The 24,923-nt window shown below is 58.3% G+C and carries 22 protein-coding genes and 3 tRNA genes; 19 read left to right on the top strand and 6 right to left on the bottom strand.

Annotated elements, in window-relative coordinates:
* The first annotated feature begins 61 nt into the window (after positions 1–61).
* Both B3527_RS09680 and dnaJ read left to right on the top strand, forming a co-directional pair.
* Positions 62–1,390 carry a penicillin-binding protein activator gene (locus B3527_RS09680; RefSeq protein ID WP_290479738.1) on the top strand — a complete coding sequence of 443 codons (1,329 nt, stop codon included), beginning with the start codon at positions 62–64 and terminating at the stop codon, positions 1,388–1,390.
* Positions 1,391–1,497: 107 nt separating this feature from the next.
* Positions 1,498–2,655, top strand: coding sequence for a molecular chaperone DnaJ (gene dnaJ, locus B3527_RS09675; RefSeq protein ID WP_206991058.1), 1,158 nt, complete (start codon positions 1,498–1,500; stop codon positions 2,653–2,655).
* On the opposite strand, the gene B3527_RS09670 is transcribed toward dnaJ, so the two are convergent.
* Complete coding sequence (locus tag B3527_RS09670; RefSeq protein ID WP_290479737.1) at positions 2,652–3,530, bottom strand: alpha/beta hydrolase family protein; 879 nt, start codon at positions 3,528–3,530, stop codon at positions 2,652–2,654. The two genes, dnaJ and B3527_RS09670, sit on opposite strands and share 4 nt — an antisense overlap.
* A 115-nt stretch (positions 3,531–3,645) precedes the next feature.
* Here B3527_RS09670 and B3527_RS09665 point away from each other — a divergent pair, with 115 nt between their 5' ends.
* The 4 genes from B3527_RS09665 (at position 3,646) to arsC (ending at position 7,538) form a co-directional block, all read left to right on the top strand.
* The gene (locus tag B3527_RS09665) at positions 3,646–4,641 is read left to right on the top strand and encodes a DNA topoisomerase IB (protein ID WP_290479736.1); all 996 of its coding nucleotides are present in this window, start codon (positions 3,646–3,648) and stop codon (positions 4,639–4,641) included.
* Between the two features lie 79 nt (positions 4,642–4,720).
* Complete coding sequence (locus B3527_RS09660; RefSeq protein ID WP_290479735.1) at positions 4,721–5,800, top strand: PLP-dependent cysteine synthase family protein; 1,080 nt, start codon at positions 4,721–4,723, stop codon at positions 5,798–5,800.
* Positions 5,801–5,812: 12 nt separating this feature from the next.
* Complete coding sequence (locus B3527_RS09655; RefSeq protein WP_290479734.1) at positions 5,813–6,979, top strand: winged helix-turn-helix domain-containing protein; 1,167 nt, start codon at positions 5,813–5,815, stop codon at positions 6,977–6,979.
* A gap of 151 nt (positions 6,980–7,130) precedes the next feature.
* Positions 7,131–7,538, top strand: a complete 408-nt coding sequence (gene arsC, locus B3527_RS09650) for an arsenate reductase (glutaredoxin) (protein ID WP_349677858.1) — start codon at positions 7,131–7,133, stop codon at positions 7,536–7,538.
* A gap of 2 nt (positions 7,539–7,540) precedes the next feature.
* Here the strand turns inward: arsC and B3527_RS09645 are convergent, their stop codons facing one another.
* Both B3527_RS09645 and B3527_RS09640 read right to left on the bottom strand, forming a co-directional pair.
* Complete coding sequence (locus B3527_RS09645; protein WP_034811103.1) at positions 7,541–7,933, bottom strand: STAS/SEC14 domain-containing protein; 393 nt, start codon at positions 7,931–7,933, stop codon at positions 7,541–7,543.
* A 160-nt stretch (positions 7,934–8,093) separates the two neighbouring features.
* Positions 8,094–9,338: an acetyl-CoA C-acetyltransferase gene (locus tag B3527_RS09640; RefSeq protein WP_206991054.1), complete on the bottom strand. Its 1,245-nt coding sequence runs from the start codon at positions 9,336–9,338 to the stop codon at positions 8,094–8,096.
* A gap of 167 nt (positions 9,339–9,505) precedes the next feature.
* Between B3527_RS09640 and B3527_RS09635 the strand changes: the two genes are divergently transcribed.
* From B3527_RS09635 to B3527_RS09625, 3 genes are all read left to right on the top strand, one after another.
* Entirely contained in the window at positions 9,506–10,642 is a 1,137-nt protein-coding gene (locus B3527_RS09635; RefSeq protein WP_290479733.1) for a hypothetical protein, read from the top strand.
* Positions 10,639–11,442: a hypothetical protein gene (locus B3527_RS09630; RefSeq protein ID WP_206991052.1), complete on the top strand. Its 804-nt coding sequence runs from the start codon at positions 10,639–10,641 to the stop codon at positions 11,440–11,442. Before B3527_RS09635 ends, B3527_RS09630 begins: the two co-directional genes overlap by 4 nt.
* A 73-nt stretch (positions 11,443–11,515) precedes the next feature.
* Positions 11,516–12,508 (top strand): aspartyl protease family protein, encoded by a 993-nt coding sequence (locus B3527_RS09625; RefSeq protein WP_290479732.1) that lies wholly within the window; start codon positions 11,516–11,518, stop codon positions 12,506–12,508.
* A 7-nt stretch (positions 12,509–12,515) separates the two neighbouring features.
* Here the strand turns inward: B3527_RS09625 and B3527_RS09620 are convergent, their stop codons facing one another.
* The 3 genes from B3527_RS09620 to B3527_RS09610 form a co-directional block, all read right to left on the bottom strand.
* On the bottom strand, positions 12,516–15,338 hold the full coding sequence (locus tag B3527_RS09620; RefSeq protein WP_290479731.1) for a phosphoenolpyruvate carboxylase: 2,823 nt from the start codon (positions 15,336–15,338) through the stop codon (positions 12,516–12,518).
* 86 nt (positions 15,339–15,424) lie between these two features.
* Positions 15,425–16,327 carry a hypothetical protein gene (locus B3527_RS09615; RefSeq protein ID WP_290479730.1) on the bottom strand — a complete coding sequence of 301 codons (903 nt, stop codon included), beginning with the start codon at positions 16,325–16,327 and terminating at the stop codon, positions 15,425–15,427.
* Between the two features lie 55 nt (positions 16,328–16,382).
* Positions 16,383–17,216 (bottom strand): TrmH family RNA methyltransferase, encoded by an 834-nt coding sequence (locus tag B3527_RS09610; RefSeq protein WP_290479729.1) that lies wholly within the window; start codon positions 17,214–17,216, stop codon positions 16,383–16,385.
* 107 nt (positions 17,217–17,323) lie between these two features.
* Between B3527_RS09610 and B3527_RS09605 the strand changes: the two genes are divergently transcribed.
* From B3527_RS09605 to B3527_RS09560, 10 genes are all read left to right on the top strand, one after another.
* Positions 17,324–17,408 (top strand) — tRNA-Tyr (locus tag B3527_RS09605).
* Positions 17,409–17,452: 44 nt separating this feature from the next.
* Positions 17,453–17,526: transfer RNA gene (locus tag B3527_RS09600), tRNA-Gly, on the top strand.
* A gap of 231 nt (positions 17,527–17,757) precedes the next feature.
* Positions 17,758–17,844, top strand: a tRNA-Leu gene (locus B3527_RS09595).
* Positions 17,845–18,037: 193 nt separating this feature from the next.
* Positions 18,038–19,228 carry a tyrosine-type recombinase/integrase gene (locus B3527_RS09590; RefSeq protein WP_290479728.1) on the top strand — a complete coding sequence of 397 codons (1,191 nt, stop codon included), beginning with the start codon at positions 18,038–18,040 and terminating at the stop codon, positions 19,226–19,228.
* Between the two features lie 123 nt (positions 19,229–19,351).
* The gene (locus tag B3527_RS09585; RefSeq protein ID WP_290479727.1) at positions 19,352–20,008 is read left to right on the top strand and encodes a hypothetical protein; all 657 of its coding nucleotides are present in this window, start codon (positions 19,352–19,354) and stop codon (positions 20,006–20,008) included.
* Positions 20,009–20,168: 160 nt separating this feature from the next.
* Positions 20,169–20,372 carry a helix-turn-helix transcriptional regulator gene (locus tag B3527_RS09580; RefSeq protein WP_290479726.1) on the top strand — a complete coding sequence of 68 codons (204 nt, stop codon included), beginning with the start codon at positions 20,169–20,171 and terminating at the stop codon, positions 20,370–20,372.
* A complete protein-coding gene (locus tag B3527_RS09575; protein ID WP_290479725.1) occupies positions 20,362–20,838 on the top strand; it encodes a helix-turn-helix domain-containing protein in 477 nt (158 codons plus the stop codon). The genes B3527_RS09580 and B3527_RS09575 overlap by 11 nt, the downstream gene beginning before the upstream one ends.
* A gap of 3 nt (positions 20,839–20,841) precedes the next feature.
* Positions 20,842–21,933 (top strand): tyrosine-type recombinase/integrase, encoded by a 1,092-nt coding sequence (locus B3527_RS09570; protein WP_290479724.1) that lies wholly within the window; start codon positions 20,842–20,844, stop codon positions 21,931–21,933.
* A 65-nt stretch (positions 21,934–21,998) separates the two neighbouring features.
* Entirely contained in the window at positions 21,999–23,555 is a 1,557-nt protein-coding gene (locus B3527_RS09565; protein WP_290479723.1) for a type I restriction-modification system subunit M, read from the top strand.
* Positions 23,552–24,796, top strand: coding sequence for a restriction endonuclease subunit S (locus B3527_RS09560; RefSeq protein WP_290479722.1), 1,245 nt, complete (start codon positions 23,552–23,554; stop codon positions 24,794–24,796). The genes B3527_RS09565 and B3527_RS09560 overlap by 4 nt, the downstream gene beginning before the upstream one ends.
* The last annotated feature ends 127 nt before the right edge of the window (positions 24,797–24,923 follow it).

The following is a 24,923-nucleotide window of genomic DNA, read 5'->3' as shown; positions in this document are numbered from 1 at the left end:
GGGAGACCGCGCCTAGAGTCGCCAGCGGCGGGAATCGCCCCGGAGTCAGAAGGATCAGGAGATGACATTGCTTCAACCATTGCTCAGGAAGCTTCCCGCGCCAAGTCTTCTGTTGGCATCGCTGCTTCTGGCGACCGCCTGTGCCACAGCGCCTGCTCGCCAACCAGTGCCCATCGGCACCGGACAGCCCCGCGAGGAGCCTGTTACGGGCGTGCCGCGCGACTTGGGCGACATACCGGGCGAAGAAATCGAAATTGGCGACATGGAAGATTTGGGCGACGCAACGCGCGGCCGAGGCGACCGTGGCTTGACCCCACCCTTCATGCAGGGACGTGAGATCAAGCGGGCCGCCGTGCTGCTGCCCTTTTCTCATCCGAACGCCAATGTCCGCGCCGAGGCGGAAAGCATGTTGGCAGGGATCGAACTTGCCCTGTTTGAATATGCCGACAAGGATTTCCTGATTATCCCGAAGGATACCGCCGGCAAGACCTCCGTGGCCGAGGCCCGCACGGACGAAGCCTTTGAAGACAAAGTGGATGTAATCCTTGGCCCGCTCTTTGGCGCAAACGTGAAAACCGTGCGTGAAATGGCGCGCGAGGAAGATATTCCCGTCATTGCCTTCTCCAATGACCGGTCTGCGGCTGGTGGCGGAGCCTATCTCGCCTCCATCTCGCCGGACGAGGAAGTCCGCCGCGTCATGGAATATGTGGCCGCGCGCGGCGTGGACACGTTTGTTTTCCTTGGCCCACGTTCGGATTACGGGCGTCAGGTCGAGGCCGCGATGCGGTTTGAAGCCTCCCGGCTTGGCGCCGTCATGGCCGCCTCAGCCTTCTATGGCGAGGATAGTGGAGCAGGCGCCGAAGCGCGCCAGATCGCCAGCGTTCTCAAATCTGAACTGGCCGACCGTCCCGGCCGCGTGGCTGTGATGATCCCTGAACGAGGCGTCAAATTGCTCTCGGTAGCACCGTTGCTGCCTTACAACGGCGTCGATATGCGCCAATTGAAGCTGATCGGCACCTCTTATTGGGACGATTCCAGCATCTGGCGCGAACCGACCCTGCGCGGCGGCTATTATGCTGCCACAGACCCCGGCAACAAGAGTGCCTTCACCGAAACCTATCGTCGGATCTATGGGCGCGCGCCAACCGATCTGGCTGCACTGGCCTATGATGCAGCCGCATTGACCGTTCGCCTCGCCGCAGATGACAGTCTGACCTATGGCGGCGTGACCGATCCGGACGGCTTTTTCGGAGTAAATGGCCTGTTCCGCTTCCGCATTGACGGCACGTCCGAGCGCGGCTTGGCGGTCATGCAGATCCAGCCCGGTGGCCCTGAACTCGTCGAAGGGGGCGTTCAGTCCTTTCCCACAGGCCAGACCGGCCCAAGCTGAGCCTGATCATTACGTGGCGCGACCTGTGACATTCCCTTGCACCGGCCGGTCACGTCCCCCACATGTGCGGCTGATCTGAGACAATTCTGGAAGACGATAGCCATTCCATGAGCAAGCGCGACTATTACGAGATTTTGGGCGTATCCAAGGATGCGGACGAGAAGCAACTCAAGTCCGCCTACCGCAAGCTGGCGATGAAGTATCATCCGGACCAGAATGCCGGGAATCCTGAAGCCGAAGAGAAATTCAAGGAAGTGGGCGAAGCCTATGCGGTCCTGAGCGATGCTCAGAAGCGTGGTGCCTATGACCGGTTTGGCCATGCCGCCTTTGAAAATGGCGGCGGGGGCGGGGGTAACCCGTTCGGCCAGGGCGGCAATCCGGACGATATCTTCTCCGACCTGTTCAGCCAGGTCTTCGGAGCAGGTGGCTTTGGCGGTGGACGTCGCCGTGGCGGGCCACAGCGCGGTGCAGATTTGCGCTATGATCTGGAAATCACTCTGGCTGAAGCGTGGGCCGGCAAGGAAGAAACCATTCACGTGCCCCAGGCCGTGCCATGTACAGGCTGTGACGGCTCCGGCGCAGCGCCCGGCACCAAGCCGGAAACCTGCGAGACCTGTGACGGCCATGGCCGCGTGCGCGCCCAGCAAGGCTTCTTCACGATGGAGCGCACCTGTGTGCGGTGTTCCGGCAAGGGAAAGATCATCAAGAAGCCCTGTAAGGAATGTGGCGGCGCAGGGCAGGTTCGCGAGGAGCGCAAGCTCCAGGTGAAAATCCCGGCTGGCGTCGAAAGCGGTATGCGCATCCGCCTGTCCGGCGAAGGTGAGCCTGGCGATCAGGGCGGGCCGAGCGGCGACCTCTACATCTTCGTCGATGTCGTCGAGCATGACATCTTCGAACGCGACGGCCCGAACCTCTATTGCCGTGCGCCCGTGCCCATGGCGACGGCTGCACTTGGCGGCGAAATCGAAATCCCGACCATTGATGGCGGCCGTGCCCGCGTCGTGGTGCCGGAAGGCGCCCAGACCGGCCGCAAACTGCGTCTGCGTGGCAAGGGCATGCCCTCGGTGCGCCAGTCAGGCCATACCGGCGACCTGTTCGTGGAAATGTTCGTGGAAACCCCGCGCAACATGACCGCCCGCCAGAAAGAACTGCTGCGCGAATTCTGCGACTGCACCGGCGCCGATTGCCACCCGGAAAGCGAAGGCTTCCTCGGCCGCATCAAACGCTTCTGGAGCGGCGACGCCGACGAGCACCGCCCGAATTAGCGGCAGCCTTCCGCCCAGTTCAGCACCGTGTCGATCAGCGCATCTCGTGACCACGAGAACGAATGATCGCCCGACAGGATTGCACTGGTTGCATCGACACCCGGCTCTGCTTCGTAGGCCGCGATCAGCGGCTTGATGATGGCGTCCAACGGCACGGCTTCATCCTTGTCTGCTCCAACAATCAGCACCGACCGCCCGGCATAATTTGGCGTATAAGTGAGAGCATCAAAAGCCTCGCGATTGTCGATCAGTTCGCTGACCATGCGCGTGCCATCTGTTCCCGCCAGCATCTGCAGGGAATCGCCATAGGCGATAAAGCCCGCTTTCCTGTCCGGATCTGCCGCGAGAACATTCGCCACGACACCGAAATTCGCAGGAGCCAGCCCAGCGGTGCAGGCAATGGTTTCATCCTTCGCGCCCGCGGCGAGGGCTGCGAAGCCGCCCATGGAGTGCCCGATCAGGATCAGCTTGTCCGGATGGGTGCGATAGGTCTCCGCATTGGCTCGCAGGAAGGCCGTCGCGGCGGCCACATCTTCGATCACATGCGTGAATGAGAATGTTCCCTCGCTGCCCCATGCGCCGCGATAGTGAAAGAACAAGACGTTGAAGCCGTCCGCGCGCAGGTCCTGCGCCAAGTCGAGATTTTTCTCGTTGCCGGGAAACCCATGCAGCAACAGAACGGTGGGATGGGGGCCGGGGCCTTCAGCGAGATAGATCAGCCCGTTGAGCCGCTTCCCATGGCTCTGAAAATTCAGCTCGTTCAGTGCTGGCGGAAACTCGGTATCGTATGTCGGCGAAGTTTCAGTTGCCTCTTTCAGATTGGTGCAGCCAGACATGAGCGCGAGCGCTGCGGCGATCAGAAACAAATTTCTCATAGTGTTCTCCCCTCCAACTACCCTATCTGAAATCTGCCTCAGCCCAAACATGCTGGCGCGGGAACCGTCTCGACAGATGGATCGTTGATCCGGGTATTCACCTGAGAGACACGCCATGCCCTTCAGTTCAGACCCGGAGACGCTCTCCCGCGAAGGCGTGACGGCAGAGGCCATTGGCCTTGTCCGGTCAGACCCATCCAAGCCCGGCTGGACGCGGCGGCGGTGCGGCACAGGCTTTACCTACAAGGACGACAGGGGCCAGACCCTGAAGGGTACGCGGGCCGAACGATGCCGCGCGCTGGTCCTGCCGCCGGCCTGGGACGAGATATGGATCTGTCCCCATCCACGCGGTCACATCCAGGCCACCGGACGCGACGAAGCGGGGCGACTGCAGTATCGCTATCACCCCACATGGTCGGCCGCGCGCAACTCGGCCAAGTTTGACGACCTGATCGCCTTTGGGCATGCCTTGCCTGAACTGCGCCGCCGCGTGCGTCATGATCTCACTTACTCGGATTGTCCGCGCGCGTTGCGCCTCGCCGCCATTGTACGCCTGCTGGACCGGGGCGCGCTGCGCATCGGCCGGTCGGGCCGCAAGACTTATGGCGCGGTCAGCCTGCGCAAGTCGCATGTCCAGATCGATGGCCACAAGATCGTTTGCGCCTACAAGGGCAAGGGCGGCACGCCGCGCCGCGTCATTGTGAAAGATAAATTGTTGGCGAAGACCCTGGATGGTCTGATGGCCGAGCGCGGCGCGTTCCTCTTCCGCTCGCGCAAGGTCCGGCCCGCGGCGCAAGATGTAAACGCGTACATCCAGGAAACACTGGGCCTGTCCTTTACCGCCAAGGATTTCAGGACATGGAAGGGCAGCGTTGCCGCGGTCGATGCCCTGACCAAGGCAGAGGACATCACCATCAAGGCGATCACCCAGGCCGCGGCCAACGTACTCGGCAACACACCTGCAATCGCCAAATCGTCCTATATCCATCCCGTTCTGCTTGATCTGGCCCGCGATAAATGCCGCCCGCATCAGGTTTGCGACGAGGCAGAGTCTCTTGCCGGGGAAGACCTGTTGCTCGCCGTGCTGGAGGCCGTGCAGCCCTTGGCCTGACAAAGGCTGCGCGCTGCAATTGCCCTGATGGGACAAGCCTCTATGGTGACGGCGAAGGCGGCTGGAGCAGGGGGCAGATTTGGATATTTCACATCTTGATTGGGACAGGCGGCGCTGGGTACGCGAGGCGGTGCAGCGCATCAATGCGGATTTCAATCGCTCGGCTGACACTCATTTGATCAAGGTGGATCTGCCCGGATTTCCGGAACAGACGCTCTATCTGAAGGATGAGTCCACGCATCCGACCGGCAGTCTGAAACACAGGCTTGCGCGCTCGCTCTACCTGTTCGCCCTCTGCAATGGATGGATCGGGCCAGACACGGTTATCGTGGAAAGCTCGTCCGGCTCTACCGCCGTCTCGGAGGCCTATTTTGCGCGCTTGCTGGGCCTGCGTTTCATCGCGGTGGTTCAAGAAGGCGTCTCGCGCAGCAAGATCGACCAGATCGCCTTCTATGGCGGCGAGACCCGCGCCGTGCCGCCTGCGGACATCTATGCCGAGGCGCAGCGCATCACGACTGAACTTGGCGGCCACTATATGGACCAGTTCACGTATGCCGAGCGGGTTACTGACTGGCGCGGCAACAACAACATTGCCGAAAGCCTGTTCTCGCAATTGTCGATGGAGGCCCATGCCCTGCCGGACTGGGTGGTGATGAGCGCTGGTACGGGCGGCACATCGGCCACGATCGGCCGGTTTATCCGCTATCGCTGTGACATCGCCGCGAAGACGTCGCTCTGCGTCGCGGACCCGGAAAACTCGGTCTTTTATGATCATTATGAAACGGGCGACCCGGATATCCGTATCGGGACGAAGTCTCGTATTGAAGGTATTGGTCGCCCGCGCGTGGAAGCTTCATTCCAGCCAGACGTGATAGACCGGATGATGCGCGTGCCGGATGCAGCATCCATCGCCACGATCCACTGGCTGCAGGATATTCTTGGCCGGCGCTGTGGCGGATCGACCGGCACCAATGTATGGGCAGCACTAACCTTGTTGCGCGAAATGCGCGCCGCCGGACAAGCGGGCAGCGTCGCGACCCTCATTTGCGATGGGGGCGAGCGCTATCTTGACACCTATTATGATGATGCCTGGATCGCCTCTCAGGGGTTGGACCTCACGCCATACCTCGTCAGCCTGCAAGAATTCACGCGAGACTGATCGCTCCATCGCATGAGCAACATGACGCCGCTTCGCATTTCCAACCGAGAGGCTCGCCGGCTTTGGTTATGGACCAATGGGCTCGCCGAAACGCCGACCGGAAAGCTCGATGTGATGGGCATGCTCCACGCCCTTGGCTTCGTGCAGATTGATACAATTCGCAATGTGACCCGTGCCCATCACCACATTCTGTGGAGCCGAAACCAGAACTATCGCGAAGAGATGCTTTGGCCGCTTTTGGGTAGAGATCGTCAGATCTTTGAACATTTCACCCATGATGCCTCGCTCATTCCCATGGCGTATCTGCCATACTGGCAGCGGCAATTTCGTCGCCTCGGTGCCAAAGTGGCCCGGCATGAATGGTTCCAGTCCGGCCTTGCGCAAGAACAGATTGCCCAGATCCGCGCCCGGATCGAAGCTGAAGGCGCTTTGTCGACGCACGCCTTCGACACCAAGGCCACCAGTCGCGAAATGTGGGCCCGGCCACCGCACAAGAGAGCACTCGACCAGATGTGGTATGCGGGAGACCTCGCCACCTGTTACCGACAGAATTTCGTCAAATACTACAATCTTCCAGATCGTGTTTTTCCTGCCCATCTTCGCGATGGGCCGCCGGATCACGAGCAGATAGACTGGCTCTGCCAGAACGCGATCGATCGGCTCAGCTTTGGCACAACCGGCGAAATCCAGCGCTTCTGGGAAGCGATGAGTTCGGCAGAGGCAAAGTCATGGGTGATGAGCGCCAAGCATCTGGTTCCGGTCGAGATCGAGTGCTCGAACCGGCGAACGGTTCTAGCCTATGCAACTCCCGACATCGAAACCCGCTTGGCGACGGCTCCGGCGCCGACAAGCCGCCTGCGTATCCTCAATCCATTTGATCCGGCGGTGCGAGATCGAAACCGCCTCGAACGGCTCTTTGGATTTGATTATCGCAATGAAATGTTTGTTCCCGCCGCCAAGCGGCGCTGGGGGTACTATGTCTACCCGCTTCTCGAAGGGGACCGTTTCACGGGGCGTATCGAAATCAAGGCAGATCGTGCGAAGGGGTGGATGAGCGTGACCGGCTTTTGGCCCGAGCCGAACGTCAAATGGACCCCGGCTCGCCACGATAAACTGAACGCCGAGCTTACCCGATTTGCCCGCCTCGCCGGGATCGGGGACGTCAGATGGGCCATCTGAAGAAACCTGAATCCCACATCCCGCCAAGTGGTCACATCCGGCCGAACGGTAAACGGCCTGTGATCGTGATCTGCTCTCTTTGAAATGTTGTCACACTTTGTCAGCATAGTCTAAAGAAGCAGCGACCAACCGCCCGAATAGCGAGTTCATCATGAGCATTACGATCTATCACAATGCAGACTGCGGCACGTCTCGCAACGTGCTTGAAATTATCCGCCAAAGCGGCGTTGAGCCGGATGTCGTCCAATACCTTCAGCGCGGTTGGACGCGGGAATTGCTGGCGGGTTTGCTGGCCGCAGCGGGCCTGACACCGCGTGAAGCTTTGCGCACGTCCAAGAGCCCGGCCGAGGAGCTTGGTCTGACGGATCCGACGGTGGATGATTCCATACTTTTCGAAGCCATGCTGAAACATCCCATTCTCGTGAACCGACCAATTGTTGTTACCAAAAAAGGGACGGCGCTGTGCCGTCCCTCTGAGAAAGTATTCGATCTGTTGGACAACCCGCCTGCCAGCTTCACAAAGGAAGACGGCGAGACGATCCAGTCCGGTCAGGTTTGAACCTAGGCCATTTCGGTTTCGGCCTTTGCCTGTTCCAGCCAGACACGTGCGTCGGCTTCATCGGCAAGCTCATAGACTTTCAACTCGGTGTCGGGCAGGGCCACCGCCTGCATCTTCGCCGACTGGCGTACCCATGCCTGGTCGGTGAGAACAGCGACCTTGCCAAAGCGTTTCTGTAGGGCAAAGAACTCAGCCTTGCGTGACCAGTCGCTGGCGACATTGTGGAGCGTGCCCAGATCCATATGCTGCAATCGCACCAGCAGGCTGCCGGGATCCTCCGCGTCAGTCTGCTCCATGATTTCATCAACAGCTTCCGGCATGGTGTCGGGGTTCAGTTCGCCTTGCGCATCGATGGTGGTGAGGTGATTGGTTTCAGCTTGGATTGTATAAGGCATGAGTCTCCTGATGGGGTTGCTTCTTCATAAGCAACGCCTTGAGGAGGGGAGCGTTCCCGACCAATTGCATATCGGTGGAAGCGCGAAAAAAAGCCCGGCCCAGGCAAGCCTGGACCGGGAGAGGATTGAACAGATTGTGAGTAAGTTTCTGGGAGGAAGTTTAAATCCGTTCAATGATGATTGCCGGAGCCATGCCGCCAGCCGCGCACATGGTGACCAGGCCATAGCGACCGCCAGAACGTTCGAGCTCGTCCAGCGCGGTGCCGATCAGGATGGAGCCAGTGGCACCAATCGGGTGGCCGAGCGCCATAGCGCCGCCATTGATGTTCACTTTTTCCCGGTCCAGCTTGAGATCGCGGATGAACTTTTCGGCCACGACCGAGAAGGCTTCGTTGATTTCGTAAACGTCGATATCGTCTGTGGTCAGGCCGGCTTTTTCCAGCACTTTCTTGGCTGCCGGAACCGGCGCGTTCAGCATCAGGGTTGGATCGTCGCCCATGTTTGCCGTGGCTACGATGCGGGCACGTGGCTTCAGGCCGTTCTTGTCGGCATATTCTTTCGAAGTGACGAGGATTGCGGCTGCGCCGTCCACAACACCGGAAGAGTTACCGGCATGATGGACATGGTTCATCTTGCCTTCGAGTTGTGGGTATTTCTTGGTGACCATCGCGCCATAGGTGTTTCCCTGGTCATCGACCGGGATTTCCATGAACATGTTGAAGACGGTTTTCAGGCCGGAGAGGCTTTCCATCGTCGTGCTGGGGCGCGGGAACTCGTCCTTGTCGAGCGCCAGTGTGCCGTCGCGATTGTAGACAGGGATCAGGGACTTGTCGAAACGGCCTTCATCCATGGCGCGTTTGGCGCGCTGCTGGGAGGTCACGGCCAGCTGGTCAACGGCTTCGCGGTCGATGCCTTCCAACGTGGCGATCGCATCTGCGCAGACGCCTTGCTGTGACTGCGGGTGCATCTCGCGCAAGTGAAGGTTGCCGGCGTCCATCATTGGTGGATTTTTTGGATCTGCCGTCGATGCGGTGTAGCTCATCATCTCACAGCCGCCCGCGATAACGCAGTCTTCCATACCGGACATGATCTGCGCAGCAGCGAGGGAAACGGTGGTAATGCCAGAGCCGCAGAAGCGGTCCAGCGTTACGCCGGAGGCTTTCACGTCGAAGCCGGCATCGAGGGCCGCCATACGACCCATATCGGCGCCTTGCGCGCCGCGCTGGCTGGATGTGCCCCAGATGACATCATCTACGGTGGCCGTATCAAGATTGTTGCGGTCGCGGATCGCGCTCAGCACGGTTGCGCCCAGATGCTGCGGATGCAGGTGCGCGAGCGACCCTTTTCCAACCTTGCCAATGCCTCGCGGCGTGCGCACGGCGTCAATAATATAGGCCTCAGCCATCTGGTCTCTCCCTTGGGTTTATTATTTTCCCAAGTTTACGCGCACGTAAGCGTAAATCCAGCCGTGACGTCGGGTTATGCAGGTCAACTGTTTTTGGGGCTGTTCGGAACGGTCCAGTTTGTATTTCATTAACTATCGGGTAATCGGGAACAAACGGGGAGATCTGCATGGCCGACGACGCGAACGACCTGTCACAGGATGACATCGCCTATTTCGCGAACCGCCCGTCACCCGAATACGACGAAGTGGTATTGCAGGCCGACTATGCCGCGCGCGCCGCAATCAGCTTCTATCGGTTTCGCCAGCTTGGCGGCGGTCGCAATGGCACGACGCCCGAATCCAAAATGAAATTCGGCAAATCGACAGGGCGGGGCATTCATTATGTCTCCGACCATCCGCAGGTCCGCATTTTGAACTTGTCGGTTATCGCATTGCTCATCCTGTTTGAAAGCGCGGCCAATGCGTACTTCTTTGCGCAGCAGAGCGAGTTCGGTATCTCCGGTGGCATCTTCCAGGCTGCGGCGGTCTCGCTCGCCAATGTCGCCACCAGCTATTTCATCATCGGTTTCTGGGGCCTGCGCCATGCCTCGATCGGACTGGATCCAAACAAGTCCTTGCTAGGCTTTGACAGTCGGAATGTGACCAAGGCATTTGGCATCGTTGCCGTGATCATGGGGATCATCATTGTCCTGTTGGTGAATTTGTCGGCAGCGCATTATCGCAATCTGCTCGATCTCAAGGCGACGCTGGGAGATACGCCTGGCGCTCTCGAGGCATTCAATGAGCATACGTCCACAATTCCCCGATTCTTGATCGATTCAGATATTTGCCAATCCATCCTGCAATCGCCCATGGGCGAGTCCATTGGCAGCGCCGCGACGAATGCCATGTGTCGGCCGTTTGCTTTGCATTCCCTGGATGCGATGGTCCTGTTTGCCCTTGGCCTTGCCATATCGGCCATCGCTGCCTTTGAGGGGCGCAAGGCGGATGCATCCTTCCCCGGTTTCAGCGACGCTGCCCGTGGCATCGAGCGCTCTCGCAGAGACCTTCAGGATGCGCTGGACGACTACTATGACAGCTATGAAGACGCGCTCGAGGATGCCGAGAAGGATTTTGGCAAGCTCAGCCCGAAGCAGAAGGTGGGGCTCCGAAGAGCGATGGATGCGCGGGTGTCGCCCTTCCGTCGCCTGCTTGAGACAGACCCTGACATCATGCGTGATGAATTCGACGTGCCGGAAGAGGTTGTCGAGCATATTTCCGGCAAGAAACCAAAAATCATGCCGCGCGCGGAGAATGACGCATGAGCCGCAGGCGCAGACAACGCCAGCGCCGGATGGCCTATATCAATTTCGCGATAATCGCCCTGCTGATCGCCGGCGGCGTGGCGGCGTTCCAGTTCCTCAAGCCCGTCCCCTATGACGAGCAAACGCTCTGTCTGCTGAGCGACGAGTTGCCGCCGCACACCGCCATTATTCTCGACAAGACGGATGAGTATGACGAAAGCCAGGCCGATCTCATTGCCGACCTGATCCGCCGCTCGCGCGACCGGCTCGAGGTGGGCGAGCGCCTGTCCATGTTCGAACTTGACGCCGAAGGCCAGTTCGATCCGCGCGGCGAATTCTCGCTGTGCAATCCGGGCCGGGGCGGGCAGGTGAACCCGCTCTTCCGTAATCCCCGGATGATCGAGGAGCGCTACGCGACCCTTTTCGAAACACCGATGGATGCGGTGATCGATGATCTCGTCGTACCAAAGGAAGCCCCCTCCAGCCCGATCCTCGAAGCAATGGCACGGCTCGGCCAGACGGAAAACTTCTCACCCGACGCGCCCGCCCGCCGGATCGTCATCGTGTCCGATATGCTCCAGAATTCCGATCTGTTCTCAGCCTATGGCGGCGGAGGCACGCTTCCCGCCAACATGCCGCGCGCGCGTGATGTGGCTGAGGCGGTCGAGCGCCGCTATGGGCGGTCCCTATCCGGCGTAGACCTGGAGATTCGCTTGATTCCGCGCGGACGCTATACCGACATGCAACGCGGCGCGTTGAAGGAGTACTGGAACGAGGTCTTTTCCGAATTGGGCCTGCAAGCCGACTGGCGAGACCTGTAGCGCCCACGGCCATTCTTCCCTGCATTTTGTCCGCACGCCCGCTTGTGGCATAATGCGGGAAAAGGATGCATCCATGGGAGGATTGCCAACAACCCGGACCGACGAGCCTCGTCTCGTTCAGCACGCTGTTTTGCTCAGCGTGTTGCTCGGCCTCTTGTTGTTTCTTGGCCCGCCAGCCTGGTCGAATACCAATGATCAGCAAATCATCCCGTTCGAGATGGATTCCCAAGACCGGTTAATGGCCGAGATCTCATTTGAAAACGGGTCAACCGCTACGGCGCTTATCGATACGGCCGCCACTTTGCCGATGATTGGCGGGGCCACAGCGCGCTCGGCCAATGTCGGGGTGATCGAGGGACAGGAGCAATTTGTCGAGATACTTGGCCTTGGCGGCAAGGAAACGTTCCCCTTGATCGATTTGCCAAGTCTAAGGACAGGCTCGATTGCCCTGAGCCAGGTGCCTGCAGCCCTTGATAGCAAGATCGCCGTCAGCGGCGTGCGCAATGTACTGCCCATCAGTGCGCTGACGGGCAATGTCGTGGATTTCGATTTCGACCAGGGACATGTGACGGCCTATGATCGGCGCCCGGCCGGGCGAATGCGAGAAGTCCTCTGCAAACGGCCCCTCGTTGTTCGCAACGGGCTCTATTTCGTGCAGGTTACGATCAATGGCCGGCGGGGGCTCGCCCTCATAGATACAGGTTCGACCATTACTTACATGAATTCGAAATTTGCAAGCCATGCCGGTACCAAAGTCAATGAGGATGAAACCAAGCGCCTGCTTGGGATAACCGGCGACGACTACAATATGCACGTTGCCCACGTTTCCCGTTTTGAACTGGATGACGTCGACATGACGGGGTTCAACATGATCGTATCAGACCCCGCCCTGTTCGAACATCTGGGCATGGCTGACGAACCGGTCATGATCCTTGGTATGGACTTTCTGTCACAATTCCGTGTACAGATAGATCGCGAGCATAATCTGCTCTATTTGCGAATTCGTCATAGCACAGCCAAGAAATGCCTGGTCTGCATGGAAGTGCAGTCCTATCGCAGGCGGTAATGTACCCCTAGCCGAACGCACCATAGGCATGCGTCACCGACAGGCTGATCCCGTGCAGAATCCGGTCGATGTCATCCAGCGGCGCAATGATATCCTTGTGAATGCGATCATACCCGTAGCCAGCTTGGCTCTTGGTATCATTTCCGGCCTCGGTCAGGGCTTTCAGCGGCGTATCCTGATCGCGGGAGTGCGGGAAGATCTCACGCAGCAATTCCACCGCTTCCTTGATCCGCAATTCCGCAACCATTTCGACCAGGTCGCGGCTGCTGGCATCATGACGCTCCGACAGGCGGGGCAGGCCGCCGACAATGGAGAAGGCTTTCATGATAAGCGCTTGGCGCACGGCATGCAGGACGTGCAGGTCCAATCTGCCCTCATGGCGTTCTTCCAGTGAGGGAGAGGTCTTGAGTTGGGCCAGAAGACGGTCAAACTTTCCAAGGTCCACGGACAAATAGTTCGCGATCTGGTTCATCGAAACGGACGTCTCATTGTTGCGCAGCGCGTAATAAACTCCGCGATAGGCATTCGCCTTGTCAGGGTCGGCCAGTTTCGAGTGTGCCACCCAGACGCCCGGATCATAAACGCGGGCATAGGCGCGTAGCGCGGGCAGGCTGGTCAAAAGCCGCGCGCGGGTCGCCAGCAGGATCAGGCCCTTCATGCGTGGGCTGTCATCAATCAGGTCTACCAGCCGCTCCATTTCGCGCTGCAGGGATGAGCCGATGCCAGCGGCCACATTCACTGGCATGCTGAGCTGTTGCAGCGTCGCATTGTGAGAGATCGCCCGCAGGGAGCGCGGGCCGACTGGTCCAGCGGCGCGGCGTTTCGGTCGCGAGCCCGCCTTTACCGTCAAGCCGCTGGAAAAGGCGCCCAGCAATCGACCATAGTCTGCATTGTCGAACAGGCGTTCCTGCCAGGCTCGCAGCGACCGGTAGAAGTCCCAGACAAGGTCCGTGCGCGCATAGAATGGATCCTTGGTGCGGTCGGCCGGGTCAGACAGCGTGTGGCTGCACCAGGCGGCCATCGTCGGTTCGGCCAGCGCCGGGTTGGCGAAGTGAAGGAAGCCATCACCGCCCTGAAAACTGACCTCATGACGGAGCTGCAGGCCCCGTGCGCGGGCACCGCCACGGGTCCATGGTGTCAGCAGATGATCAAAGCGCTGCTCGAACGTACCCGGCCATGCGCCGCGGCCCATGCTTTCGCCATGCGTGTTGAAAATCAGGAGGTCGACATTTACGCCCTTGGCGGCCAGCGCCCGGGCGATCAGGTTGTGGATGCGCTCGATGGCCATGTCGGCGGCGACTTGTCCGATGAACCGTCCGGCATCGGAGAAACCCAACTGGATCGAAAGATAGCCGCGCTGTTGCACATAGGCGAGGAATTCCGGCTCTTCCAGCAAGCGCTCGATGAAGCGGCCGCCGGTCTCCAGCGCTTCCGGCGTTTCGAATAGCGGAGAGATATCGAGCTTGTCATCGACACCATATTGCCGCGCAAGGTACAGCGCGCCCATCACGGTGGCCGGATTCTCACTCTCGGCGATCAGGAAGCGGATGACCGAGCCGGAATCGATATGTTTCAGGATCTGTGCGCACATCATGAACTGACGTCGCGCCGTGGATTGTTCCAGGAACAGGTCGGCAAAGTTCACCTGAACCGGTTTGGACTTGCGGGCCTTTTGCGCCAGTTCAGCCAGGGCAAGACGACCAAGTTCCCGGTCTTCAGTCTGCAGGCCCAGATCGCGGTTGATCACCGTGCGCACCTGCGCTGCGTTCACCCGCAAGTGAATGCGCGCCGTGCCCAATTGCAGCGCTTCGACCTGCGCCCTGACCGCCATCAGGTCTGCAGCAAGGCTGTCTTCGGCTTCGGGAATGACGCTGTCCAGCACGTCGAGGATTTCAGACGCGTCCAGCACGTTTCGCTTGGAATGCTCGGTCAGCGCATTTGCCGCCGGCACCAGATTGTCCGGATCGGTCAGATCCGCCGCGAATAAGGCCGCATGGCGTGCGGTGTCTTCCGATGCGGTCTTCAGGCGCTGGGTCAGCTTGGCAATGGGGCCGATCTTCTGGCTGCCGCTGATCGATTCCAGCTGCGCTGCATAGCGATCAAGCTGGACCGCCTTTTCCGTCAGGCGGAAGGTAAGCGATTGGGACCAGTGGATATCGGCGCGGCCATCAAGGTCATATCCGACCCAACAGGCGAGCGTCGGTACGAAGATTTTCAGCGACCGCCACTCATTCGGGAAGGCCTTGCGGGCAACCGAAATCAGCACGGTTGCGTAGGCCAGTTGTGCATTTGCCGCGTGAGCAATCGCGCCCTGCACCTCATCATGTTCGCCCTGAAGGCTGATCTGCTGGTTCCACGCACGGGAGTCGGCACGGATCTGGCGCATCAGCATGTTGCGGCTGGTCTTTGTCGCGCTCACCACATGGTCGGCCAGCGCCGTGCGCAGATCCTTCGACAGGGCAAAGGTCGGGTGACCGGTAAACACGATGCCGCCGGTTGCCTGTTCGACGCGTGCCTTGAAGGCGTCAAATCCTTGAGCGGCCAGTGTTTCCAATTCTTCGGTGAGGCTCGCCCAGGCATTCTTCGCCTTGCCGCCAGCATGTTGGTTGCGAAAACGGTCAGCGCGCTCCTCAATCAGGTCCAGATGCACCTCATCGGCCAGCTTCGACAGATCGGCCAACTTGGCCTTTCCGGTTTCAAGGTCGCGGAACAAGGTCTGCGCCAGCGCGAAGACCGAATTGGTCAGCGGATCGATCTCAATCCGGGCGGCCTGTGCACGCAGGAAGGATTGGGCGGTCTCGAGGGTCGTAGGGGATGTTGTCGTTGTCATGCCGCCAAAAAGACGGAAATTGACGTAAAGTCAAAGCCCTGCTGACCGCGACTTGAAATAAATCTGCGGATCGCCTCGCCGGAGGCCTATCTGCGCCCGAAAAAGCGGACGACGCCGATCAGTCCCGCAATCGCCGAGCCAAGCCCGCCAAGCAACACAAACAGGGGATTAGCCTGGTCAGCAAAGGCGATGGCGCGATTGATCCCCGAGACCTGTACGGTCACCGTGTCCCGGAAAGTGCGCAGCGGCACGACCGCGTCCTCATCAATCGCATAGATCTCAAAGACGAGATCATGGCTGCCGGCCGTCAATGGCAGCACCGACCAGCGCCAGACATTCTCGGTCAGCGGGGACAATGCCTGAACTTCCGGCGACATGGACACGATCTCGAAATTCGCGCCACTGAGACGCGCTTCAACACGATCGGACACCAGCGCTTCGCCTTCAATCACATTACCGCGGCCGGGCAGGGCGTCTGCCGCTGTGCCGTCGCCGGTGGAGTCGATGGCCAGCGTCACATCGAAAGCGCGCTTGTATTCGGCGGAACTTGGTGTCTCGTGCGCTACCGGCACGCTTTTAAGCGTCTCGACAAAGGATTCATTGGCTTGAGGCATCACATTCGCCGACCGGCTGGTCATGGGGGGCGCGTCAAAGCCCGGCGAGGAGCCGGCAGATTCCGGGAACACATCGCCCGGCAGGCTAGAGCCGAGGCTGCGGGCCGGGCCGGCTGCGGGCGCGCTGTCCGGCGCCTCCATCATCATCTCTTCGCTCTGCAGGGGCTCCAACTCAGCCATTTCCTCTTCCAGGGCGGGCGGCATGGCCGTCTCTGCATATGCCTCTTCAAAAGCTTCCTCGGTCGCCATCTCCTGAGGTGTGGCGGCTTCGACCATCTCGTCGCGTGGCGCATAGGTGTCCATCAGGACAGACCCGGCATAGCCCGCAGCCACGAGGCCGCAGAGCAGAAGGATAATGGACAGCAGTCTCAGCATGGCGGTTCGCGCTCCGTCAGTTTTCCCCACAGCGTGGTTAATCCCTAGCAGAGCTTTATGACAGGGGGAAACGTTTACGGCTGCTTTCATAAAAGGCGACCGCGGCTGCGTTGGAGACGTTCAGGCTCTCCATTTCAGGGGCTATCGGGATGCGTGCGAGTTCGGCGCAGGCCTTGGCCACGGCGGGTCGAATGCCCGGGCCTTCGGCACCCAGCACGATGGCGAGTTTCTGTGCCCCTTCGACCGCATCCGCGATCAGGCGTTTGCCTTCGCCAGCAAGGCCCACCGTATGGTATCCGGCCTCTCCCAGCTGCTCCAGTGCGCGGGCAATGTTCACAACGCGCGCCTCGCGAACGGTTTCGATCGCCCCCACAGCGGCCTTTGCCGCGACACCGGTCACATTCGGTGCATTGCGCGTTTGCAAGACCAGCCCGCCAAAGCCAAAGGCGGCCGCCGAGCGATAGACTGCGCCCAGATTGTGAGGGTCGGATACCTGATCCAGCACGGCAATATGGCTGATCCCGGCATCGATCAGGTCTTCAAGGGCGCCCGCTTCCAGCGGATCGACTTTCACGGCGATGCCCTGATGGACCGCGCCCTCGGGCAGGCGGGCATCAATGTCGCGCGCCGTCACCAGAACTGGCGCAATGGGCCCGGTGGCAGGCAGGCGCTGGGCGGCGTTTTCGGTGGCCAGCAATTCGTGACATTTGCGCGCGGGATTGGCCAGGGCAGCGACCACCGCATGCGTGCCCCAGATCCAGAGCGGACCGCCATCTGCGCCGCTGCCATCGCGCCCGGCGCCGGCGCGACGCGGCGGTCGGGCAGTGCCGCGGCGTGGATTATCTGCGCCAGCGTGTGCTTTTCGCGGTTTAGAATGGTTGCGCGCCATTTCGGGTTTCCTTATAAGGCCGCTTCCGGTGTGGATCGGCGGTGCTTCGGCGCCTATGTGAAGCGCTGCTGCGACGGCGTCAAACGGCGTGTGGTCGCGGGTCCCGTGGAGGGGTGGCCGAGTGGTTAAAGGCAGCAGACTGTAAATCTGCCCGCATAGCGTACACAGGTTCGAATCCTGTCCCCTCCACCACCCGCACCAGATGGTGTAAGGTGTCTTCGCGAGGCCCTGACTGGGCGGGTATAGCATAATGGTAATGCACCAGCCTTCCAAGCTGTGTATGTCGGTTCGATTCCGTCTACCCGCTCCAGACAATGTTCCCATAGTATACAGCGCACTAGCGCATTTTCAGGCAAGCGATTTAGCGCGTCAGGCCACGCTGTCGGGGCGCTGGCAAAAGGGCTGCGCCTAGCGCCGCTTTTCCTGGATTTTCCTATCCCGTTGACCGGGCGCGCCAAGGCGCAGTTGCGCGTTCAAATACGACAGTTTTACCGTTGACGGCTCGCGGATCAGCCTATACATCGGCGCCTTCCTACCCCGTGCCCAGATGGCGGAATTGGTAGACGCGCTACGTTCAGGTCGTAGTTCTCGCAAGGGAGTGGAGGTTCGAGTCCTCTTCTGGGCACCATTGGCTTCTCCGAAACAGTCTGAGAAACTCCAAAAACCCCTGAAAAATATAGATATTTTCGACAAACAGGCGATTTCTTTGTCCAATGCCGTGCGGGGGTATGCGCTCGCATCCGGCTTTGTTGGGGGTAGAATAGGGGGTATAGTGGCATTTTCAGCCTCAATCCTGCGTTATCGATACCCCCAAAATTGCCATGCCCCTGACAGATACACAGATTCGCCAACTCAAACCGAAAGCCAAGCAATACAAGGTATCGGATAGCGGTGGCCTGTATGTGCTTGTGACTCCGAATGGATCCAGGCTTTGGCGGCTCAAATATCGGTACGATGGCAAGGAAAAGGTGCTGGCGTTCGGGGTCTATCCAGATACGAGTTTGGCGCGAGCCCGAGAACGGCGAAACGATGCAAAGACGTTGCTGGCTGACGGGCTGGACCCAGCCGAGACCGCCAAGGCCAAGAAGGAAGAAGCCGCTGCGTTGAACGAACACACTTTCGCAAACATTGCCGCCGAATTGATGGAAAAGCTGCGAAAGGAAGGGAAGGCCGATACCACCCTCAAGAAGAAGCAGTGGCTCTTGGACAAGGCGATTGCTGATTTTGGCGACCTTCCAGTCACACAGCTAACGCCTGCGACCGTGCTTGCGACGCTTCGCAAGGTGGAGGCGCTGGGCAATTACGAGAGCGCTAAAAGGTTGCGCTCCACCATTGGCCAGGTTTGCCGATACGCGGTTTCCACCGCTCGCGCAGACAATGATCCGACCTATGCGCTCCGTGGCGCGCTGATCGCGCCGAAGGTCACACACATGGCGGCGGCGACAACCCGAGACGAGTTTGCAGAAGTGGTGCAGGCGGTCTGGGAATATGAAGGCGGGGCACCCTCTACGCGCGCGGCGCTGAAGCTGATGGCCTTGCTGTATACTCGGCCCGGTGAATTGCGTCTGGCGCTTTGGGAAGAGTTCGATCTAGAAGCGGCAATTTGGACCATTCCAGCCAGCCGCACGAAGATGCGCCGTGAACACGTCAAACCCCTCGCGCCGATAGCTATCCAGATATTGCAGGATCTTCGGCGCGAAACCGGAAGCAACTATCGTGTCTTTCCGTCTTCCATCGCCCGCGACAAGCCAATCAGTGAAAACACCCTCAATCAGGCTTTGCGGAGAATGGGTTTCGAGAAGGATCAACATACGTCTCACGGCTTCCGAGCCAGCGCCTCCACTCTGCTGAATGAATGCGGACTATGGGACAAGGACGCCATCGAAGCCGAGCTTGCCCATGTCGGAGCCGATCAGGTGAGACGGGCCTATCACCGCGCGCTCTATTGGGAGGAGCGTGTGAGGATGGCGAATTGGTGGGCAGGTCAAATACAAAAGATTCTGAATGGGTGACACTGAGGTTTCGGCGAGTGCTGAAGATGGACCTCATAAGCCTTCGATTGCCACTCAAGGGGGAATCGTTTCCAATCTCGTATGAAATAGATCGCCAGCATTTCGGACGAGTGGATTTTACATTTGGAAAACAACATTTCGCCGTGGTGGCGGCTGGCTGATACATTAAGCGTAGTTGAAGCCGTTCTCTTGGTTCTAGGTATCGAGCCTCAAGGTGTCGCTGATTATGTCGATCGTCGTGACGAAGCGGATATGCCGGTCGGTTATCGGGCTGTGCGGGCCGGAATTTTGGCTGGACTGAAGAACGAGACACTCAAGGGATGGCTCAATCACCCCGAGCACACGGATTTTCATGGCAATGTAACTATGGATGAAACCCGGTACGATTTGGAAACTTCGTTTGTGGAAGTTGAGAGCCTAATAAGCTGGCTAAAGTTTCGCGGGTTTACCAGCGGCTACTTTTTTTCCGACGACCCACAGCATCATGGCCTGAAGGACGAGAATCATCCGCGCTATGCACCTAAGCTAGCTGCTGCTGTCGAAGCGTGGGAATCCTTTGATGAGGAAGCATCGGTGACTGGAACCGCTAAACAGCGACTTGCAAAGTGGTTGAGGTTGCATGCTGCTGAGTATGGTTTGACTGATGATGATGGGAAACCAAAAGAATCTGTAATCGAATCTCTGGCGACAATCGCCAATTGGGCAACCAAGGGGGGCGCGCCCAAGGCAGATGCGGCGGATAATTTCGATCAAGACCTTGATGATGAAATTCCGTTTTAACAAGGTGTTGTCGTTGTTGTCATAGAAACCTCTATGAGGTTTTTGCACTAACGCCATGAGGTTTCGCCGAAATCTACGGAAACCTTTTTAGAACTTCCCCACCTATTTTCGTACTGGCTTCAATCGGATGCTTTCGTCTCCAAAACGACGGAGACGAACTATGTCAAACCAGACTGCACTACCCGACACCGGGTTCATGCGTATCAACCAAATCTTGGCCCCAGCCGGCCCAATTCCTGTCAGCAAATCGACCTGGTGGGCAGGCGTCAAAGACGGGCGCTTTCCCAAGCCGCTCAAACTGGGCGCTCGTGTCACAGTCTGGCGTGTGGAAGACATACGCGAGCTGATCGAAAATGGCGCGTAGACCGAACTGGCGCGCAATCCGTATTCATCGCAGTTATTCAGTAGACGAGGCGGCGCGCGCGTTGGGAGTGGCGAAGGTAACTGTGCGGCGCTGGATCGCGTCGGGCGACTTACCAGTGATCGATAATTGCAAACCCATGTTGATTCTGGGTGACGAGCTATCCGCTTTCCTTCGAAAGCGGCGCTCCCGGAAGCACAAGCTCCATCTGGATCAGTGCTACTGTATGAAATGTCGCGCGCCGAAGCGTGCCGCGCTTTCCGAAGCTGAATTGATCGGGGCAAGTGGTAAAACGGCGATGGTGCGTATGTTGTGCGAGACGTGCACGACAGTGATGCACAAGCGCGTCAGCTGGCAACAGGTTTCGCGTCTATCTGCCCTTGTCAGCCTGTCAGGCACGCATCGCTTCAAACACCTAGGTGAGACCAATCAGCCCTGCGTGAATGATCACTGCAAGACGAAGGTTTGAAAGATGAAAAAGGCACAAGCGAAGAATGCCCGTATAAAGCGCAAATACCTGCAATGGCTGGAGACTGCCAAGGGCGTGACGCCCGCTACAGCCGATCAGGTCGCCGCCGTTATTTCCGCGTTCGAGAAATCGACGAATGGCAAGGACTTCGCCGCGTTTCACATTGAACAGCCACAGAAGTTCCAGCGAGACCTGAAGGCGGCGGTCAATGCGCGTACCGGCCAGCCGCTCGCCAAGTCCACAATTCGTTCGCGGCTCATGGCGGTGAAGTCATTCTTCAAATGGCTGGCAGATCAGCAGGGCTACAAAAGCCGCATCACTCATTCAGATTGCGAGTATTTCAACGTGACCGCCAATGACCGAAGGGTCGCTACCGCCAAACGCAAACAGAATGTGCCGAGCGTGGAGCAGATTCATCATGTCATCGCCGCCGCGCCGCATGAAACCGCGATCCAGAAACGTGACCGCGCCGTGATCGCCTTCACTTTTTTGACTGGCATGCGCGACGCGGCGATTGCATCTCTGCCTCTGGGCAAGGTGAGCCCCGAGCGCCGCGAGGTGTTCCAGGATGCGCGCCAAGTGAAGACCAAGAATGCCAAAACAATGACCACCTATTTCTTCCCGGTCGGCGGCGATGCGGAAGAGATTGTTGTTGAGTGGGTGCATTTCCTTCGCGCTGAGTTGTTATTTGCGGACACGGACCCTCTCTTTCCGAAAACCAAGACCGGGCTGAATGAAGAGGGGGTATTCGCGCCCATCGGCCTGACCCGTGACTATTGGAGCGACGCGGCCGGAATCCGCCGCATCTTCCGCGAGCGCTTCGAGGCGGCAGGCTTGCCCTATGCCAATCCGCACAGTGTCCGAAAAGCGCTAATGCAGCTCGCCTTTCGCAAAAAACTGGACCCGGAAGCCCTCAAAGCCTGGAGCCAAAATCTGGGCCATGAAGACCTCGCCACCAGCCTGAACAGCTATGGAAAGGTCACAGACTGGCGAACATCGGAGATCATGGAGCGGTTGGCAGGTGCAGAAGAACAGGACGCGGCGGATGTGCCGCCTGAAGTGCTGGATTGGCTTAAGCGGCAAACGCGGCGATAGCCTTGTTCGGGATAGCCTGCCGGAGCGGCTTTCGCTATCTCTAGGCGAATCACAGGGAAGGCCGCATGACCGAAGAGCAAAAGAAGAAACTTGAACAACAGCTTTGGAACATCGCCAACGAGTTGCGGGGCAAAATGGCGGCGGACGAGTTCCGCGATTACATCCTTGGCTTCATCTTCTTCAAATACCTGTCAGAAAAAATGCGGCTCTATGCCGACGGCCTGCTGAAGCAGGATAAAATCGGCTACCTTCAGATCGATGAAGCGACCGATGAAGGACGCGCCATCCTGGACGAGATCCGCGCCGATACGGTGCGCCAACTCGGCTACTTCCTGAAGCCGTCCGAATTGTTCAGTGTGATCGCGGCGCGCGGTGCGAATGGCGAGTTCATTCTGGGTGACCTTGTGGCCGTGCTCAACAATATTGAGCAATCGACGCGGGGCACTGACAGCGAAGAAGACTTCATCAGCCTGTTCGAAGACATGGATCTGGGCAATTCCAAACTGGGCCGCTCTGAAGCCGACAAGAACAAACTGATAGCGAAAGTGCTGGTACATCTTGAGAAGATCGACTTTGAGCTGGCCAATTCTGAAAGCGATGTGCTGGGCGACGCCTATGAATACATGATCGGCCAGTTCGCCAGCGGCGCGGGCAAAAAGGCGGGCGAGTTCTATACGCCGAAAGAAGTCTCCACCGTGCTGGCCCGGATTGTCACCACGGGCAAGGAACGACTGAAATCTGTCTATGACCCGACGTGTGGGTCAGGCTCCCTTCTGCTGCGGGTAGCGCGGGAAGTGAAGGATGTGGCGAATTTCTACGGCCAGGAGATGAACCGCACCACGTTCAACCTCGCCCGAATGAACATGTTGCTGCACGATGTGCACTACAGCCGCTTTGACCTGCAACAGGAAGATACGCTGGAGCGCCCGCAGCACACTGGCATTACGTTTGAGGCCATCGTTGCCAATCCGCCCTTCAGCGCCAAGTGGAGCGCCAGCAATCTGTTCGAAACGGATGATCGCTTTGCCCAATACGGACGCCTGGCGCCAAGTTCGAAGGCAGACTTTGCCTTTGTTCAGCACATGCTGGCGCATCTGGACGAAAACGGCACGATGGCGGTGATCCTGCCGCATGGCGTGCTGTTTCGCGGCGGGGCGGAAGGCGCGATCCGGCGCTATTTGGTTGAAGACCAGAACTGGCTGGATGCGGTGATCGGTTTGCCTGCGAACATATTCTACGGTACCAGCATCCCGACCTGCATCCTGGTGTTCAAGAAATGCCGGGAAGAGCCGAATGATGTGCTGTTCATCGACGCCAGCGCACACTTCGACAAGGTGAAGACGCAGAACATGCTGCGTGGTGAAGACATTGACCGGATCGTGACGGCCTATCGCGAACGCGGCGAAACCAACAAGTTCAGCCACCGCGCCAGCCTCGCCGAAATTGCTGAGAATGATTTTAACCTGAATATTCCGCGCTACGTTGATACGTTCGAGGAAGAAGAACCCATTGACCTGGCAGAGGTGACGGCAGAGTTGCGTGCTATTGACGCGAAGATGGGTGACCTGGATGCGGCGATTACAGGGTTCTGTGAGGAACTGGGAATTGAGGCCCCCGTATGAATTTGGTTCTGAGCAAAGATTTGCCCACCTTGCGATTTCGGAATTTTGTTGAGGCTTGGCAAGAGAAGCAGCTGGGAGAGTTGTTTCCTCATATTAGAAATGGCTTTGTCGGGACTGCCACGCCATTCTACGAAACTAACGGAGTGCCGTACCTCCAAGGTAAAAACGTTAAAGCTGGATCACTCGATCTAACCGGACTTATTGAGATTTCGGAAGAATTTCATCGCAAACAAAAGAAGTCTCAATTGCGATCCGGTGATCTAGTGATGGTTCAATCCGGGCATGTCGGCGAGTGTGCTGTCATACCCTGGGAGTTAGAGGGGGCGAACTGTCACGCACTCGTTGTCCTTAGTCCTGATGAAAGCGTTGCATCCGAATTTTTCCAGTATTATTTTTATTCACCCGCTGGTTTGCGTCACATTTACAAAATTCGTACTGGCAACACGATCAGTCATATCCTGACCAGCGACCTCAAACCGCTTCACATCAGTATACCTTCCTTGTCCGAACAAAGGAAAATTGCAGATTTTCTGGGGGCGGTGGATGGGAAGCTGGCGGGGCTGCGGGAAAAAGAGGCGGCGCTGACACGGTTCAAGCGCGGCCTGATGCAAGCCCTGTTCTCCCAAACCCTCCGCTTCACCCGCGACGACGGCTCCCACTTTCCCGATTGGGAAGAAAAGCGGCTGGGAGATGTTGTAAGTGCGATACAGAGTGGAACAACTGCAAACCAAATCAACGACGATAGCGGCCTTCCAGTCACTCGTATCGAAACTATCTCGGATGGTACGGTGAACTACGAAAAGGTTGGGTACGTATCAAAGCTTGAAAGAATGGACCGGTACTTGCTCGAAAAAGGCGATTTGCTGTTCAGCAATATCAACAGCGTCAAACATATCGGAAAAATTGCAATATACGACGGAAGTAGGCCGTTGTTCCATGGAATGAATTTACTTCGAATAAGGACCGATAAACATCTTTGCGTCTCGGAGTATTTGTACTTCCTGCTATCATCTTTGCCTTTGAAACGGCATTTCGAGAGAGTTTGCAATCAAGCGGTGAGTCAGGCGAGTATAAACCAAACAGAATTGGCGAAAACGAAAATTTCGCTCCCGCATACTGAAGAACAGCAGAAAATTGCTAACGCGATCACCGCTCTGGATGCCAAGATCGCCGCTGTGAGCGATCAAATCGAACAGCTAGCCGCCTTCAAAAAAGGCCTGCTGCAACAGATGTTTGTGTGAGGAGAACACGATGGCAATGCCATGGGAAGCCCACCATCAGGTCATCGTAGAAAGCTACTACGCAGTCAAATCTGGAAAATCTACTAGGGTTCACGTTCGTCCTGTCGCGGGCCAAGGCTATGATACA

The sequence above is a fragment of the Hyphomonas sp. UBA4505 genome, from assembly GCF_002388685.1.
Taxonomy (GTDB): Bacteria; Pseudomonadota; Alphaproteobacteria; order Caulobacterales; family Hyphomonadaceae; genus Hyphomonas.
This window is presented reverse-complemented; position numbering and strand designations above follow the sequence as displayed.

Coding starts and splice junctions, on each gene's coding strand:
- B3527_RS09680 (WP_290479738.1), top strand. CDS start 62: ATGACATTGCTTCAACCATTGCTCAGGAAGCTTCCCGCGCCAAGTCTT.
- dnaJ (WP_206991058.1), top strand. CDS start 1,498: ATGAGCAAGCGCGACTATTACGAGATTTTGGGCGTATCCAAGGATGCG.
- B3527_RS09670 (WP_290479737.1), bottom strand. CDS start 3,530: ATGAGAAATTTGTTTCTGATCGCCGCAGCGCTCGCGCTCATGTCTGGC.
- B3527_RS09665 (WP_290479736.1), top strand. CDS start 3,646: ATGCCCTTCAGTTCAGACCCGGAGACGCTCTCCCGCGAAGGCGTGACG.
- B3527_RS09655 (WP_290479734.1), top strand. CDS start 5,813: ATGAGCAACATGACGCCGCTTCGCATTTCCAACCGAGAGGCTCGCCGG.
- arsC (WP_349677858.1), top strand. CDS start 7,131: ATGAGCATTACGATCTATCACAATGCAGACTGCGGCACGTCTCGCAAC.
- B3527_RS09645 (WP_034811103.1), bottom strand. CDS start 7,933: ATGCCTTATACAATCCAAGCTGAAACCAATCACCTCACCACCATCGAT.
- B3527_RS09640 (WP_206991054.1), bottom strand. CDS start 9,338: ATGGCTGAGGCCTATATTATTGACGCCGTGCGCACGCCGCGAGGCATT.
- B3527_RS09635 (WP_290479733.1), top strand. CDS start 9,506: ATGGCCGACGACGCGAACGACCTGTCACAGGATGACATCGCCTATTTC.
- B3527_RS09630 (WP_206991052.1), top strand. CDS start 10,639: ATGAGCCGCAGGCGCAGACAACGCCAGCGCCGGATGGCCTATATCAAT.
- B3527_RS09625 (WP_290479732.1), top strand. CDS start 11,516: ATGGGAGGATTGCCAACAACCCGGACCGACGAGCCTCGTCTCGTTCAG.
- B3527_RS09620 (WP_290479731.1), bottom strand. CDS start 15,338: ATGACAACGACAACATCCCCTACGACCCTCGAGACCGCCCAATCCTTC.
- B3527_RS09615 (WP_290479730.1), bottom strand. CDS start 16,327: ATGCTGAGACTGCTGTCCATTATCCTTCTGCTCTGCGGCCTCGTGGCT.
- B3527_RS09610 (WP_290479729.1), bottom strand. CDS start 17,216: ATGGCGCGCAACCATTCTAAACCGCGAAAAGCACACGCTGGCGCAGAT.
- B3527_RS09590 (WP_290479728.1), top strand. CDS start 18,038: ATGCCCCTGACAGATACACAGATTCGCCAACTCAAACCGAAAGCCAAG.
- B3527_RS09580 (WP_290479726.1), top strand. CDS start 20,169: ATGTCAAACCAGACTGCACTACCCGACACCGGGTTCATGCGTATCAAC.
- B3527_RS09575 (WP_290479725.1), top strand. CDS start 20,362: ATGGCGCGTAGACCGAACTGGCGCGCAATCCGTATTCATCGCAGTTAT.
- B3527_RS09570 (WP_290479724.1), top strand. CDS start 20,842: ATGAAAAAGGCACAAGCGAAGAATGCCCGTATAAAGCGCAAATACCTG.
- B3527_RS09565 (WP_290479723.1), top strand. CDS start 21,999: ATGACCGAAGAGCAAAAGAAGAAACTTGAACAACAGCTTTGGAACATC.
- B3527_RS09560 (WP_290479722.1), top strand. CDS start 23,552: ATGAATTTGGTTCTGAGCAAAGATTTGCCCACCTTGCGATTTCGGAAT.